This window comes from Xenorhabdus sp. KK7.4 (genome assembly GCF_963876465.1).
GTDB classification, from domain to species: Bacteria; Pseudomonadota; Gammaproteobacteria; order Enterobacterales; family Enterobacteriaceae; genus Xenorhabdus; species Xenorhabdus stockiae.
The window spans coordinates 125,136-141,189 of the sequence record NZ_CAWNQF010000035.1; the positions used below are offsets into that span (position 1 = coordinate 125,136).

At 39.6% G+C, this 16,054-nt stretch carries 15 protein-coding genes; 3 read left to right on the forward strand and 12 right to left on the reverse strand.

Translation table 11 applies throughout. The features are described from left to right. Positions 1 to 532: 532 nt before the first annotated feature. Positions 533 to 1,228: an aquaporin Z gene (gene aqpZ / locus AACS90_RS04955; protein ID WP_099121943.1), complete on the reverse strand. Its 696-nt coding sequence runs from the start codon at positions 1,226 to 1,228 to the stop codon at positions 533 to 535. Positions 1,229 to 1,450: 222 nt separating this feature from the next. Beyond that, positions 1,451 to 1,924 (reverse strand): serine protease inhibitor ecotin, encoded by a 474-nt coding sequence (gene eco, locus AACS90_RS04960; protein ID WP_099121957.1) that lies wholly within the window; start codon positions 1,922 to 1,924, stop codon positions 1,451 to 1,453. 271 nt (positions 1,925 to 2,195) lie between these two features. Between eco and AACS90_RS04965 the strand changes: the two genes are divergently transcribed. Further along, positions 2,196 to 2,423, forward strand: coding sequence for a YdcH family protein (locus AACS90_RS04965; RefSeq protein ID WP_099121944.1), 228 nt, complete (start codon positions 2,196 to 2,198; stop codon positions 2,421 to 2,423). A gap of 170 nt (positions 2,424 to 2,593) precedes the next feature. Here AACS90_RS04965 and AACS90_RS04970 read toward each other — a convergent pair whose 3' ends face one another. The 8 genes from AACS90_RS04970 to AACS90_RS05005 form a co-directional block, all read right to left on the reverse strand. Next, positions 2,594 to 2,842, reverse strand: a complete 249-nt coding sequence (locus AACS90_RS04970) for an ogr/Delta-like zinc finger family protein (RefSeq protein WP_099121945.1) — start codon at positions 2,840 to 2,842, stop codon at positions 2,594 to 2,596. Between the two features lie 99 nt (positions 2,843 to 2,941). Next, on the reverse strand, positions 2,942 to 4,405 hold the full coding sequence (locus AACS90_RS04975) for a phage late control D family protein (protein WP_099121946.1): 1,464 nt from the start codon (positions 4,403 to 4,405) through the stop codon (positions 2,942 to 2,944). Further along, positions 4,402 to 4,908, reverse strand: coding sequence for a phage tail protein (locus AACS90_RS04980; RefSeq protein WP_099121947.1), 507 nt, complete (start codon positions 4,906 to 4,908; stop codon positions 4,402 to 4,404). Before AACS90_RS04980 ends, AACS90_RS04975 begins: the two co-directional genes overlap by 4 nt. Next, entirely contained in the window at positions 4,908 to 8,360 is a 3,453-nt protein-coding gene (locus AACS90_RS04985) for a phage tail protein (protein ID WP_099121948.1), read from the reverse strand. The genes AACS90_RS04980 and AACS90_RS04985 overlap by 1 nt, the downstream gene beginning before the upstream one ends. Continuing rightward, complete coding sequence (locus AACS90_RS04990; RefSeq protein WP_086955987.1) at positions 8,353 to 8,475, reverse strand: GpE family phage tail protein; 123 nt, start codon at positions 8,473 to 8,475, stop codon at positions 8,353 to 8,355. Before AACS90_RS04990 ends, AACS90_RS04985 begins: the two co-directional genes overlap by 8 nt. Before the next feature lie 11 nt (positions 8,476 to 8,486). Continuing rightward, positions 8,487 to 8,804, reverse strand: a complete 318-nt coding sequence (locus AACS90_RS04995; RefSeq protein ID WP_099121949.1) for a phage tail assembly protein — start codon at positions 8,802 to 8,804, stop codon at positions 8,487 to 8,489. 98 nt (positions 8,805 to 8,902) lie between these two features. Continuing rightward, on the reverse strand, positions 8,903 to 9,421 hold the full coding sequence (locus AACS90_RS05000; protein ID WP_038265769.1) for a phage major tail tube protein: 519 nt from the start codon (positions 9,419 to 9,421) through the stop codon (positions 8,903 to 8,905). Positions 9,422 to 9,432: 11 nt separating this feature from the next. Next, positions 9,433 to 10,605 carry a phage tail sheath protein gene (locus AACS90_RS05005; protein WP_099121950.1) on the reverse strand — a complete coding sequence of 391 codons (1,173 nt, stop codon included), beginning with the start codon at positions 10,603 to 10,605 and terminating at the stop codon, positions 9,433 to 9,435. A gap of 469 nt (positions 10,606 to 11,074) precedes the next feature. Here AACS90_RS05005 and AACS90_RS05010 point away from each other — a divergent pair, with 469 nt between their 5' ends. Continuing rightward, on the forward strand, positions 11,075 to 12,826 hold the full coding sequence (locus tag AACS90_RS05010; protein WP_099121951.1) for a phage tail protein: 1,752 nt from the start codon (positions 11,075 to 11,077) through the stop codon (positions 12,824 to 12,826). Then, the gene (locus AACS90_RS05015) at positions 12,826 to 13,443 is read left to right on the forward strand and encodes a tail fiber assembly protein (protein WP_241538229.1); all 618 of its coding nucleotides are present in this window, start codon (positions 12,826 to 12,828) and stop codon (positions 13,441 to 13,443) included. The genes AACS90_RS05010 and AACS90_RS05015 overlap by 1 nt, the downstream gene beginning before the upstream one ends. A 24-nt stretch (positions 13,444 to 13,467) precedes the next feature. On the opposite strand, the gene AACS90_RS05020 is transcribed toward AACS90_RS05015, so the two are convergent. Both AACS90_RS05020 and AACS90_RS05025 read right to left on the reverse strand, forming a co-directional pair. Continuing rightward, on the reverse strand, positions 13,468 to 14,448 hold the full coding sequence (locus AACS90_RS05020; RefSeq protein ID WP_241538230.1) for a glycosyltransferase: 981 nt from the start codon (positions 14,446 to 14,448) through the stop codon (positions 13,468 to 13,470). 110 nt (positions 14,449 to 14,558) lie between these two features. Beyond that, positions 14,559 to 16,054: tail fiber protein (locus AACS90_RS05025; protein ID WP_339373604.1), on the reverse strand; the 1,496-nt coding region annotated here is incomplete at its 5' end.

The following is a 16,054-nucleotide window of genomic DNA, read 5'->3' on the forward strand; positions in this document are numbered from 1 at the left end:
AATTTAACTTCTATTATTAAAATCCAATTCAATAAGATCGCCAATGTTTTCATCTATCTTTTTATTTTCTTTACTATTTAACTTATTATCCATGCCAGCAGAATGAATAAAATTTAATTCACCAAAATTTATCAGAACACTGAGTCACTAACTTAGCGTTATTATATTCATTTAATTTTAACCATTGTAATTTTTCATTAAATGTAACGGGAGTTACCAGATTAAGTATTTTATTTAATCTCTCTTTATAAATTGATTTTGTAACAAACTCAGGGAATAAATCACATATATGGTAGAAAAATTTATTTCTTAACCTTTTAATATACTTATTCATATAGATAAATTCTTTATCATAGATTAAATTTAAAACAAACATTAATATCCAATTAAACTTTCATATTAATATATTCTATATATGCTAGCATGACATTCTTAAACATTTACTCTATAAGAGCTAATTAATATCCTTTACTCTACATGTAAAAATGCCACGCTATTGCATGGCATTTAATAACAGAACAACATTTATCATTTACTCATTTTTTTGCAATAACCATCTATATATCAAACCGCCAATAATTCCACCAATCAAGGGAGTTAGCCAGAATAACCATAACTGTTCTATCGCCCAGGTTCCTTGAAAAATAGCCACTCCTGTACTTCTCGCCGGGTTAACTGATGTATTTGTTACAGGTATACTAATTAGGTGAATCAGAGTTAACGCTAAACCAATCGCCAATGGCGCAAACTTAATTGATGCATTTTTATCTGTTACTCCAAAAATCACAATCAGAAAAAATGCGCTTAATACCAACTCAATGATAATGGCAGATTGTAATGAAAATCCTCCGGGAGAATGTTCCCCATATCCATTGGAAGCAAAACCGCTTTCCGTCGCATCAAAATCACTCTGACCACTGGCTATTAAATACAATACCGCTGCGGCGGCAATTCCGCCAACCACCTGAACAATAATATAAGGAATGACATCTTTGGCTGGAATACGTCCACCAACAAATAGACCTAATGTGACAGCCGGATTAAAATGCCCTCCTGAGATATGACCGACAGCATATGCCATAGTCACAACTGTTAAACCAAAAGCCAGTGATACTCCCACAAAACCAATTCCAAGCATTGGGAATGCCGCAGCTAAAACAGCACTTCCACACCCTCCGAACACTAACCAAAAAGTTCCTAAGAACTCTGCCGATAATTTTTTAAACATTATATGATTCCTCAACGATACCTGCATGAATGCAAAAGAATCCAAACAAAGTTTAGTTAGTATTTTTAAATATGTGCAAGGATCCGTCAGCAGAAAATAGATGACAAGAAAATATGGAGAGTAGTGATTTCAATAATTAGCAAGGATGTATTTATTTAATCAACATAACAACCTGAGTTTATTGATATTAAACTCAGGTTGTTGAGTTACTTAATTAGTAATTTATTTCTCTACTGATCCATTGATCTTATCTGATGCCTGCCAAATACGATATTTAACTTTTATCGTCTTCGGTGTATATACTACGATTGGTAATTTACTGTTATAACGTATAAATGCATCCTTATCTAAATTCACTGTCACGAACTTCATGGTTTTTTTCTGATCTGCACAGGCCATTTTGGTTGACATTGGACCAGCTACTTTATCCAATTCATAATAATTGTATCCCCAACCATCGATATTTTTGGTTTCAAGCTTTCCACCAAACCAGTGATGATTGCAATCTACCATCATACTTTTGCCAATCATCAATTCGACCATGTAATTATTTTCGTCCTTTTCAGGTGATAGCGTAATTACACTGCGAACCATGCCCTCTGAAGGTTCAGGGAATGGAACCAGGTCATTAGTTTTATCAGCCTGGGCATAAACAGAAACGCTCATAGCAGCTAAAGCAAGTAGATACTTTTTCATTTTTTCACCTCTTGGTATGTTTAACAACGCAAGAGAATCATAACAGCGAAAATTCAGTAATAAATTATGCTTTTTTGGCAAGGTACTGATTTTTACCACTATTATTTTAAAAGGAAATAACACCTCCCTCAGTAGAGAATAAATTTACATTAACAATCATAGAGATACACCATTTTTATAAAATATTTTTTATGTGATATCTCTCAAATCTGGTATTACAATGGGCTGCTACACTCATAGTGTGGTAGTAAACTTCGTAATTGGAGGTCCCATGTTTCCAGAATTTGCAGAAGATCGTGATTTAGTATCCAACCTGAAAGACTCCCACCCTCGTTTCCAATCCTTGTTTGAAAAACATAACCGCCTTGACCATGAAATATCGCAGCTTGAAGGCCCTAATGGGGCTGGCTATAACGAAAAAGTCGTGCGATTAAAAAAAGAAAAACTCCATATAAAGGATGAGATGCAAAGGATTTTACAGGCGGAATCTCAGAAGTAATCCTGCCATAGACTGACGCCTGCTACGCTGAAAAGCGGGCGTCTCATGAAGACATTGTTTTTTGTTGTTCCTCAACCATAAAGTTCTCAATAAGAGAACTTTTAATTATCAATATCCATAAAAAAAGCCACCGTAAAGGTGGCAAAAACTGGAGCAAGGTTTTTTATTATTTATTGGGTGACAGCAGCTTGTGGCGCAGCTTTCTGGCGAGGTTGTCTCTTAGTTTTTGCCCTCGGATGCGGCGTAACACTTTCAACATCGCCTGGCTTAGAAATAAAGCGCACAAACGTTTCATGGCTGACGAACGTTGCCCCACAATTGATATTCTGGCATTGGTTATAGCGCTCTTTTGTTTGGCTTGAATGCTCAAAGCTACTACGGGTATGCGCTGATTGATTACAAAGAGGACACTTAATCATAATTGTTCACCTTTCTTGAAAGCATTGTTCTTGGAATAACAGTCTTGAAATAACACCATCTCGTCTGGTGAACAATATATCAAAGATCTCATATCGAGATCAAGTGTTTATTTTGGGATCTTTCGCTTCTGGTTTAATTTCGACCTCATCAAGTTTAACCTCAAGATCTAATGAGGTTGTGAAACCACTGTCATTAAGGTTGTGAGTGACTTTAACGATTGTCCAGTCAGTGCCGTCGATTTCTTTTTTAAATCCCTCAATATGCACTGGCATTTCAGGATAAAGCTCAGCACGCCCTTTCGCTAAAGTAATAGAGAACTGTGCTACACCTCGCTGTAATTTTTTCCAAGCTGCTTCAGCTGCACGTCCTGCCTCTTCTTTGCTGGAATATATACGAGAAAGAGTCAGAACATTTTCACTTGAACCTTGCAAATATTGCTTGGATTTTTGTTGTTCTGTGGTTACTTGTTCATGTTCAACTACAGACTCTTGTTGTTCTTCATAAGAAAAACTTCCATCAACGCTAAAGCTCTTGTCACTTCTCTTTTCTCCTTTACGAGCGGGCTGAACATAAGAAGGTTTATGCTTTTTTGCTCCCCTTTTTGATAGATCCACCCTCCCTGATTTATGTTTAGGCTTTCCTTTCTCCTTTTCCGGGAATTTTTTGTCTTTGTTTTTAGAACCTCCTTCTTTTTTAGGTGGCTCTTTATTTGATGGCTTATTTTTTGTCGTATCCGTTTTAGTACTTTCATATTGAACTGATACTTCAACCTTGGCACTTTTGGATTCTCTCCGCTTATACTCCACCGTCTGTTTAGCCGTTGTACGTGTATCCAGCCACTGCGCTATTACTCCGGTGTAAGACTCACGATCTGATAGTGTAAATCTGTGATTATCGCCAGAATTACGGATAATTTTGACCGGAGGAATAGGCGTACCACTGCCTGTTTCATTCTCTCCTTGACGAATAAACAACAATTCGCCATTTTTGACCGATGCAATCGCCCCTTCCTGCTTCGCTACTCTAGTCAAAAAGCTTACGTCAGATTCATTAGTCTGATCGATATGCACGGTGATGTTTTTTAAAGTATCACTAACCTTAAAGTTCAGTTGATTTCTTGTCGCAACCGTACTAACTATAGTTTCTAACGTGTGTTGATGGTAAGACAACTCGCGCTTAACGTTCAGATAACCACGTAAATCAACACTGCGGGCACGTATGGTTACTCGATCAGGAGCACCAACATGTTCAATTTCATCAACAACGAATTTTCCTTTTGGGGTTAAAGGGTAGCCATGCCACCCCAATTCCAATGTCAAAATATTGCCTCTTGATGGCAGTTTGAGTTCACCATTTGCATCATCCAGTTCAATATCAAGCTGATCTGATTCCCCTCCTCTATTATCCGTCAGAGATAAAGACATTAAACGTGACTGTATTTTTCCGGTAATATCCTTATTATCGATTTCTAAGCGAAAAGCTGGTGCTCCCTCTTTGCCTGTAATCAAATCGAATTGAGGTATCCAACCTGTATTTGGTACCCACTGTTTGAAATCGATCATGAGAAGAACTCCTTAACTGTCTTTATACCGTCATCCTTCAGTTTCGAAAGCTCATCCCATGAGTTAGGCATTTTGCCTTTAATATCCGTCAGCTGTTGCTGCAAATCGCCCAACATCTCCAACAGATTGTTATCAACACGCCGTAGTGTTAGCGTAAAGCTGATTTTACGGGGCGCACCACCTGACATAAATTCCGTTTTTGTTTGATCAATGCTTTCAATAACAAACATGCCATAAATTGCGCCACTACCATCAATCAAAGACCATGCTTTGCCACTATCAGCCATCAATTTCAATGCTATTAGCGACAAGGAGCCACCTGTCAGTTCAGGATAAAGATCTCCAGATAACGTTACTGTATCGTTATCCGGACCCACAAATTGCCATGCAGGCCGTGCTCCCACACGGCTATTGAAGGCATGTCTCCAACTTTGTTTATGTTGAAAACTTTGGTATGGCGTGGTTTTCAGCATAAAAACAAATAAACCAAGTGCTGCCATCATCAGAAATCTTCTCCTCTGTCAGAAAGTGAGCTACGCATACGGGCTTGCTGCATACGTTCCCTTTGTTCCAGTTCCTGCCTGACCATTCGGGCGATATCCTGCGCGGACTGTCCCTGAGAGCCATAGACATAAATGTTATATTGCGGTGCTGCACCACTAAATTGCTGTGGCTGGCTTCGCCCCTGTTTTGCCTGAACTTCCTCATAGGCATGAGCAGGCAGACTTTGTGCATGTAACGGTGCGTCCTGCGCTGCAACAGGTAATGACATAGCGCTGATGGCAACGCCCACGGCTGCATACTTCGCCGTATCTAAACGACTAGTAACACTTGCCCCGCCACTAACAAGTTCAGGACCGCGTTCTCCAACAATGGCTGTTTTTCCAGCAGGGACATAGCCACCTTTATCGTATAGGGGCGGCTGTACTTGTTTAGCCTGCTGAGCCGTTTCATTTTTAGTAATTTCCTCTGTTTTCTTTAGTGCAACTTCCTTTTTCTCATCGCCTTTCCACCATGATGTGAAGACGTCAGTAATAGCAGAAATCTTACCTTTCAGTGCTTCCCATTTTTCCTGAATACCAGTCAACAGATTATCGATCATATCCGAACCGGCAGTTTTTAATTTCTCTGGAATAGCCTGAACATCGGCAACAATTTCATCCCATTTATCTGAGATTGATTTTTTGACACTTTCCCAAATTTCAGATGTATTCTGTTTAACTGACTCCCAGGCACCACTGATTGTTGACTTGACCCATTCCCAGGCTTCCGAAGCACTTTGTTTAATCGTGTCCCAGTTATTGTAGATAATGCCAATTAAGCCACCATCCATGAAAAAGCTCTTAATACCTTCCCACGCCATACTGACAAGGTTTTTAATTCCTTCCCAGGCACCACTGAAGATATTTTTCACACTATCCCATAAAGCCATAAATTTCGGCCCCAATGACTCCCAATTCTGCCAAATATAAATAGCAGCCATTGAAATGACACCAATAATGGCAAGGATTGGATTCGCCATCATAACGCGCCCGACAACCATTATTGCCCGTCCAATACCACTAAATGCATTACCTAAAAGGCCTAAACCTTTTGTGCCAATATTTGACAGAATATTTATGCTATTGCCTAAAAATCCAAAAACCTTTTGACCAATATTACCTAATGCACCTATATCTCGCCTTGGTTGCCCAAATGCATCGTTTTTCCCGCCTTTATTAAATAATGTTCCGAAGGCAGTTCCAAGAAATCCGAAAACTCTTGCACCAATACTACCCAGAATATTCAAGCTCATTCCTAAAGAAGCAAATATTCTTACACCTATCTGACCAAAGATATTTAAGCTAAACCTTAACGAAGCAAACGCCTGAATACCTATCTGCCCCAAAATACGCAGGCTGACGCGTAAAGAGCCAAAGAGCCTGACGCCAGCTTGGGCAAATAAACCTAAGCTAAACCTTAACGAAGCAAATGCCTGAATACCTATCTGCCCCAGAATACGCAGACTGACGCGTAAAGAGCCAAAGAGCCTGACGCCAGCTTGGGCAAATAAACCTAAGCTAAACCTTAACGAAGCAAAGATTCTAATTCCTAATTGTCCAAATATATTTACTCCAACCCTTAAAGAGCCGAAGGTTCTAATTCCCAGCTGACCAAATATATTCAAACCTATTCGCAACGAGCCAAATATTCGTAGACCTAATTGTCCAAAGATACTCAGTCCAATCCTTAAAGAGCCGAAGATTCTAATTCCCAGCTGACCAAATATATTCAAACCTATTCGCAACGAGCCAAATATTCGTAGACCTAACTGTCCAAAGATACTCAGTCCAATCTTTAAAGAGCTGAAGGTTCTAATCCCCAGCTGACCAAATATATTCAAACCTATTCGCAACGAGCCAAATATTCGCAGACCTAATTGTCCAAAGATACTCAGTCCAATCCTTAAAGAGCCGAAGGTTCTAATTCCCAGCCGACCAAATATATTCAAACCTATTCGCAACGAGCCAAATATTCGCAGACCTAATTGTCCAAAGATACTCAGTCCAATCTTTAAAGAGCCGAAGGTTCTAATTCCCAGCTGACCAAATATATTCAGACTTATTCGCAACGAACCAAATATTCGCAGACCTAATTGTCCAAAGATACTCAGTCCAATCTTTAAAGAGCCGAAGGTTCTAATTCCCAGCTGACCAAATATATTCAGACTTATTCGCAACGAACCAAATATTCGCAGACCTAATTGTCCAAAGATACTCAGTCCAATCTTTAAAGAGCCGAAGGTTCTAATTCCCAGCTGACCAAATATATTCAGACTTATTCGCAACGAACCAAATATTCGCAGACCTAATTGTCCAAAGATACTCAGTCCAATCTTTAAAGAGCCGAAGGTTCTAATTCCCAGCTGACCAAATATATTCAGACTTATTCGCAACGAACCAAATATTCGTAGACCTAATTGTCCAAAGGTACTCAGTCCAACCCTTAAAGAGCCGAAGATTCTAATTCCCAGCTGACCAAATATATTCAAACCTATTCGCAAAGAGCCAAATATTCGTAGACCTAATTGTCCAAAGATACTCAGTCCAATCCTTAAAGAGCCGAAGGTTCTAATTCCCAGCCGACCAAATATATTCAGACTTATCTTCAATGAACCAAATATTCGCAGACCTAATTGTCCAAAGATACTCAGTCCAATCCTTAAAGAGCCGAAGGTTCTAATTCCCAGCCGACCAAATATATTCAGACTTATCTTCAATGAGCCAAATATTCGCAGACCTAATTGTCCAAAGATACTCAGTCCAATCCTTAAAGAGCCGAAGGTTCTAATTCCCAGCCGACCAAATATATTCAGATTTATCTTCAGTGAGCCAAATATCCGTACCCCTAACTTACCAAAAATATTTAATCTCATACCCAATGAGCTAAATATATTAATGGATAATGAATAAAATATACGAACACCTACTTTTAACGAACTAAAAACCCTTATGCCAACATTACCGAAAATCTTTATTCTGGCGTTGATATTAATAATTAATGTATCTAACAAGGTGAAGTTGTTAGTTATATTCCCAGTGACACCAAGATTAACTTCACTTTTCTTGCTAGATGAATTTACTTGGCTGACACTCTGAGTTATTTGAGTAATGTTGACTGATTGACTCGCAGCACTCACCTGCGTCATTCTTGAGGAATTCTGCTGTGCAGAGAGAGATTGCTTAATTGTTTGATTATAGGCTTTAAGATCGGCACGCATACGCGCAGTTTCCTGCGCATATCCGACAATAGGTTTTAAACTTTCAACGGTTTTATTAAGCTTTTTAAACTGGTTATGAATTTTATCTGTTGTATCCACCAGTTTTTTCTGAGGCCGTTGAAAAGATTTAAAGGAACTGGTCAGCTTACTAACGGTACTTAGTACCTTATCAAGCTGTGACTGTACATTACTCATTTTCTGCACCACTTCTTAAAATGGCCCGATGTCGCCAGTCCAATAATTCCGACAGTGACATTTCATCTGTATCTGCCGGTCTCCAGTGAAAAACGGTGGCAATATCTGCCACCAGTTCATCAACGGTTAATCGTTCTGGGAATCGGACTTGACCGACTTCGGCAACAAAAAATTGACCACCTCCACACTGAGATTAATCAGATCACCGGGTGACATCATCATCAGGTCATTCTTGGTCAATGCAGGTGTGGTGACACGTGGCAGAATCAGCAACATAGAGTCCACATCCATTTCCAGCAGTGCCTGTAAACGAGCACCGCGCAGCGCACCACTGGTAGGTTTACGTACCGTCACTTCCGTGATTTTTCCGTTGCCTCGCGCCAGTGGAGCTTCCAGTTCGATTGTGCGCAGATCTTCATTTTGAGTTTTCAGTGCTTCAGTCATAATTCAACCTTGTTTATCCGAGTAAAAACCTGCCTCAGCCGAAAATATGCTGGGTGAGACAGGGAATAAGTTTTAAAATTTGCTAATTAAAAGAGCGATTAAAAAAGACCGATAGCGCGGCGATGTTGTGCCAGACGATCTTCTCCGCCCACTTTTTCAACCATGTTGACGGTATCGATTTCAATCAGTTCCTCGCCATCCCAGGTCAGTTTGAAGTAAGTGTTTTTAGCGGTAATTTTGGTTTGTGTGTTGTCGCCTTGTTTATAAGTACCGTGATCGAACTCCTGGAAGCGGCCACGCATCACAACTTCAACTGCAACCACATCACCTGTGTCTTCGCGCTCAAAAGAGCCAGCAAAGCGCAGCATGACGCCATCGACTTGTGCAATGCCCCACTGTTTGTACAGCTGAGATTCGATACCACCTAAAGTGAATTCTGCATCCAGTGCGCCTTCATCCAGACCCAGATCCACCATTGCGCTGCCGTTCATACCGGCGCCACGGTAGGCTTCCAGTTTGCGACTCAGTTTAGGAAGCGTCAGTTCTTCCACAATACCCTGATAATTGTTGCCATCGTTGAACAAGTTCAGGTACTTAAGTTTGCGAGGTAATGCCATCAGTTAGCCCCTTATTTATTGATACTTTTCGCGAAATCCATCAGGTAACTATCTGTAATGCGCTGGCGTAACATCATGTTTTCCAGTGGCGGTACAGGTGTATAGTCGTAATCGATGGTCAGTTTGCCTGCCTTCAGGGTGTCTTTATCGTTGATTTTGTCGTCATACCAGCAACGACCATCAATGATGTAACCACCCGCTTTCAGTTCGCGGAACTTAGCATTGATGCCTTCAATAATGTCGCGTACCAGTGATGGAGTCAGTGGTTTGTCAATTGCCCACATGTGTGCATCAGCCATGGTGTCACCCAGAACCTGTGCGGTACGGGTGTAGCTTTCGAATTGGAACAGCGCATCATCAGAACAAGTGCGGGAACCCCAGAAACGAAAACCGTTTTTGCGGATCAGGGTAGTAACACCACTTTTGTTCAGCAAATCAGCGTCAGTCGCAGTATCTTGCAGATCCCAGAAGACATCAGCAGACAAACCAGTCACACCATTAACGCCCACGTTGGACAGGGTTTTATGCCAGCCGGTTTCTTCGTCAATTTTGGCGCGCAGACCCAGAGCACGAGCAGTTGCAAACGCGATAGATTCGCTGTTAGTAACAGTATCCCAGCTCAGGAAGTCAGGCCAAATCAGCATCAATTCACGTTGATTGAAGTTGTCACGATATTTGATAACTTCAGAGATATTTTTGCAGCCATAAGCGCTGACATACGCCATTGCTTTCAGTTTCTGGGCAACGCTTGCCAGTTCAGAAGCCACTGCTTTTGAATCCAGACCCGGAACACCCAGAATACGTGGTTTAACACCGAGCTGGCTTTGTGCCGCCAACAGTGCCTGCATACCGGTTTTCTTACCAGCTTCGGTAACACCACCGATAATGTTAGAAATAGTTGCTTCTTCAGATTCGCCCTCTTCCACACGAACAACTACAGTCACAGGCAGAGCCTGAGCAGCGATTGCTTTCAGTGATGCGGACAAAGTGCCTTTTTGCCCGGCTTTGCCACTGGCGCTCATAACGTCAGTAAGCAGAACCGGAGTATTTAATGGAAATATTTTTGCGTCTGCGTCAGGACCAGTACAAACCATACCTACGATAGCGGTGCTAACGGTAGTGATGGTACGAGTACCTTCGTTAATTTCCTGTACACGGACTCCGTGATGATAATCTTGTGCCATATTAGCGTTCTCTCCTGTTAAGGTGTGGGCATATATTGGCGGATCAGGTGAGGGAAATCATTCGATTGGCGGTGTGTGAAAGGAGGTACAAATATGGTTTGATATTTTATTTATTAATCAAGTTGATAGCCTTTGTTTTTGTTTTTTTAAAATGGATCGAGAAAGTGGTTATTTTAATGGAAAATGTCTTTGGCTAGCTGAATAGCTACTTTGTTTTCTGCCCGTAAATCCGCTCAAAATTTATTCTTTTTCGTAGTGTTAGCAGTAATTCTAAGTTTTGGTTGTTTTTTGATGGGGGAAATGGGAGCGTTTCTTCCATCAATTTTTGGTTTTTGAGTTTAGAGGCGCTGGATCTTAGATGGGATCATAAAAATCTAGGATTGTAAAAAACCTCGGGTTAACGGAAACCAGAAACCAAGCTCAAAATGCGTATCCCAAAACCGGTGGCAAAATCGAAGGCAAGGTGGATGTGGCCAGCGATATCGAAGCAACCGGCTGGATTGGAGGCAAAGAACTCTGGGAACGTAAGGCTGATGGTGGCTGGGTACGAGCCTACAGCCCTCAGAATAAACCGACTGCGGAAGAAATTCAGGTTGAACCGCGTTTTAACACGACTATTGACCTGACCGGATTAAGCAGTGACCGCTATTATCCGGTGTGGTGGCGTTTTCCACATAATTACGGTGGAGCCAATGCATGGCTGACCCTACACCGTACTTACTCTGAAGATTGGGAAAAAAAACCATTTGGAGAAGGTGTCACACATCTGGCGGGGCTTCAGCTTCAAATAGAAGGCAGTGAAGTTGCATGGGGGGGAGATGCTCAATACCTGAATATTAAACGCATTCGTCAAACTTATCGTAATACGGTCAAAAGTATCCATTATCGTATGATGAGTATTGCACGACCAATCGACGATAAATATCCTCTTTACGAAGGTGTAAAATCTGGCGATATTGTTCAGTCTCCTGTATTTAGTGGTTGTTATTTACGGGGCGGTTTAACTTATCATGTCACCAGTAATTTTGGTGGTATTCACTATTCCCGAGAAGAAGGAGAAATCGAGGCGCATCAATCAATACAGCCACACAATAAATTTGAAATTAAATGGATGGTGAAATCTTATGCCATTGATGATCCTCTGCTAGGAAAAGAATACAACGATACCGTTCTGCCTTATGGCCATGATTATGCAGAAACCATCAATTTGGCTAAGAATGCTTATCCTAAAACTGGCGGAAAAATTGAAGGAAAAGTGAATGTTTCCAGCGATATTGAAGCAACTGGCTGGATTGGTGGAAAAGAGTTGTGGGAACGAAAACCTGATGGGGATTGGGTGCGAGCTTATACGCCACAAAATAAACCCTCTGCTGCTGATATTGGTGCATTTTCTATAACCGGTGGAAAGTTAAATGGAGAAATAAATGCTTCTAATGTTGTTGCGTCTCAAGGTGATGGAAGGCAACACTTTGCACTTAGAGATGATGATGGACGAACACGAGCTTGGATATATAAAGATAAAGATGGTGATGGAGTACATATTAATAATGGTTATGATGGTGGAGCGGATTGGATTTTTTCTAACAATGCAGAGTTATATTGTCCCGGTACAATAAATTCTTATTTGAGGAATACGATTCGACATAATGGGTATGGAAGAGTTCAATTTTTACACCAAGACACGAATGATTATATATTGTTGGAAACCACTCAGGATGGAAAAGGTATTTATTTTGTTCAACGAAATAATGAGAATAAAAATCAATGGGTATTATCTTTTCCTCAAAAAGATGGAACTGTTGCTACAACGGATGACATTATCAATAGTAGCAATACTCCTGTCGGTGTACCTTTACCATGGCCTCAAGCTAACCCACCTTCTGGTTATTTAGTTTGTAATGGGCAATCTTTTAATAAAGAAACTTATCCTAAATTAGGATTGGCTTATCAATCTGGGAAATTACCAGACTTACGTGGTGAGTTCATTCGTGGTTTAGATTCAGGAAGAAATGTTGATTCAGGGCGACAAATTTTATCATGGCAAAATTTTGCTATCCAACAGCATAGCCATCTTATTGAAATAAATGATGCAGGTTCAGCATCATCCTATGTTGGAAGAGGAAACTGGCAAAGACAGGGGAATACAAAATCGGGTGAATTTGGTGAAAATGAAACTCGTCCCCGTAACATCGCATTTTTATATATAGTGAGAGCAGCATAATGAAATATACAACAAATCTTAATACACCAACATTTGATAATAATGGTTTTGCAACTTCTAATGGCTGGGTAATGGTTTACCGTGCTAATACCGAAACAAGAGAATATATTTGTGCAGATATGGAACGCACTGTTATTGGTGTCAGTTTATCTGCTGGCGCATATTTGGATGCACCTGAAGTACCTAACTCAGCTGATATTGCAGTGTGTCGTAGTATAGATGAGAAATCATGGGTTAATGTACCTGATTTTCGAGGAAAAACTGCTTATCATATTAAAACCCAGCAAGCAAAGAGTATAGAATCAATTGGAGAATTATCTTCTGAACTCACTCTATTAGAACCTAAAACTTCATTTGATAAATGGGATGGCAAACAGTGGGTAACGGATCTGGTCGAAAAACAAAAGCATGACTTACAACAACTAGAAGACCAAAAACAATCTCTGCTAAATGAAGCTGAGCAAAAAATTGTTAAACTGGAGCGCAAAGTTCGACTTAATATGGCTTCACAAGAGGAAATATCACTATTACGTGAATGGGAAGTGTATAGTATCAAATTGATTGAACTTGATATTTCAGATATCAAAAAAATTGATTGGCCAACAAAACCAGAATAAAAAATGGGGCGAAATGCCCCTTTTTTATTCTGGAAGGTATTTTTTACAAAGGTAAAATTTAAAAAAATTTTTTGCTCTCGTTACTTTATGTTTTTTTTCTTTTTTATTAATTTTTTCTATTAATTGAAGCCATTTTTTAACTGTAGACTCGCGGTTATACTCTTTAATTCTATCTTTTCCATTTGATACCATAGATAAATATAAATCAGGGTGATCAATTAAACTATCCACTGCATCTATAAACTGTTTTGGTGTTTTTGCAATTAAATAATCTAACTTATTTAATCTTATGGCTCTCATTGATGGCTCATCATCACAAATTAAAGGGCAACCAGCACTCCATGCATTAATAAGTTTGCTAGCGGGTTTCCTTATAAGCTCTAACGAACTATTTTTCCTAAAGCTTATCGCAATATCTATATTTGTATAATCATTCCAATTCTTAGTTGATTTTATAAATGTAATACCTCTATCTTTTAGAGATCTTAGTAAGTTTTCATCGAAAAAAAACTCAGGTAATGCATCTTCATGCCCAAAAAACCCAATTGTTTTTATTTCACGATGGTATTTAGACCTAGGTTTTAATCCGGGTTGTGGCCAATGAGGGATGAAAATATTTCCATTTTGAGCTTGTAGTGGATTTTGGACAATAATTAAATCAGCTCCAGATATTGGAGGCCTATCAGCTTGACAAACTATAGTAGTTCCTTTCCATGGCTTCGTTTTTAAGCTAAAGTCATCATAATGCAATATATTTATAGCATCTTCACGAACTTCATTAGTTAATGTAATGTCCAAATAATCAGGAAAATAATATTTTAGATTAATTAAAGTTTGAAGAACCCAACAAGCTTTTCCTTTTCGATAATATCTATCGTTAATTGAATCTGGATTTACTCTGTTGCTTATAATTTCTTCGAAATCATAAGCATATTCTGATATAAACTTATGATTCAAAACTCCATTAACAATAATTTTACCCATTGCCCATTGCCCATTGCCCATTGCCCATTGCCCAGTCGCTTTTAAAGCTTAAATTTGAACCATGTTATCATAATAATGTGTTTATTTATAGCCCTAAATAATTCTCTTATTTAAGGCTACGTTATAAAATATTAAGCAGCTTTAACTATATATAAAAATGCGATATTACGAGGACGGGTTTCATTTCCTCCAGTTGCAGAGGTATTTCCGTTAGTGTTTACAGCTCCCCAGCCACCTCGTCCACCGGATTCTCTTTCAAATGCACCAGTAAACACACCGGAGTGAGTATGACTCTGTATACTTCCCTCTTGAGAGGACAATATTTTCCTTCCTGAATCGACATTACGTCCAGCATCTAAACCACGGATAAACTCACCACGTAGATCGGGTAAAAATCCCGATGGATATGCTTTTGCTAATTGAGGGCATTTAGCTTTGTCAAAACGCTCGCCATTACAGATTAAATAACCAGAAGGTGGGTTAGCCTGTGGCCATGGTAAGGGTACACCAACAGGCACACTGCCTAGTGAATCTTTATCATCCTCTGTTAATATACGTTTTTGTCCTTGAAACTTTCCATTCTCATCAAAAGCATATGTAGATATTCTAAATCTCTCACTACCACTACTTCCATAAGAAAAAGAAATACCTCTGGAGTGCTTTGGCCCATCTACTAAAGGGTGAGCTACGTGAATCGCTAATGAACCGAGATTATCAACACCATTCGGTCTTAAAAAACCTGAGCGTCCTAAATCACGTGAACTAGGATCGTCATAAATATTAGCTGCTTTGGATAAAATATATCCCGATGTTTTAGTATTCGTATTCAGGCGAATAAAACGGTTATCCGATTCGGATTTATTATAACTATCATCAGTAAAAGCTAGTTCTTTAACAGGTGAATTAGCAGTACCTGAATTATTTCCTGCAACTATTTTGACACGAGCTGTAGCATAATTGACCGAAAGCGATGCATAGACATCAGCTGCTTTTAATAAAAGTCCGGCACCATGTATATGTGTATAATCAGAATTTATCGAATTTCTGAAAAATTCAGGACTTGCATTACTTCGGCGTATCCAAGCTAAAAATTCATTATTATTTTTACCAAAATTAGTACCTCCATTTCCGCCAAATCCAAAACTGCCTTTTAATTGATATTTACCATCAGCTTCTGATTTTGTAATACGCTCACTAACCAAAGAGGTTACTACTTTTTGACTCATTACTTGTTCAGGAGAATTTCCTGAGAATTGTGTAATCGATGATTTGGGAACTGCATTTTTCGCTTGCTCTACTGTTTCCGCTAACCCTAAGTTAACTCGCGCTTGTTCCGCTGTTTTCGCACCAGTACCGCCCGCAACTATGCCAACTAACCCGTTTCTAATGTTACCTAAACTGTCTACAGCAAATGTAACGTTACCTGTGGCCTCATTTTTCAATGCTAACCAGCTCGGTTCACCAATTTCAAGACTGGCTGATTTATTCGGAGTCTTAATCACACTGCTCTTTGGTGTCTCCGCATATAATTCTTTTCTGGCAAATGAATCGGTGGCGATTTTTTGGCTGATAACTGTTTTTGTCGATGTTCCCGTTTTCTGTTCTATAAAACCGAGGTTTTTTACAA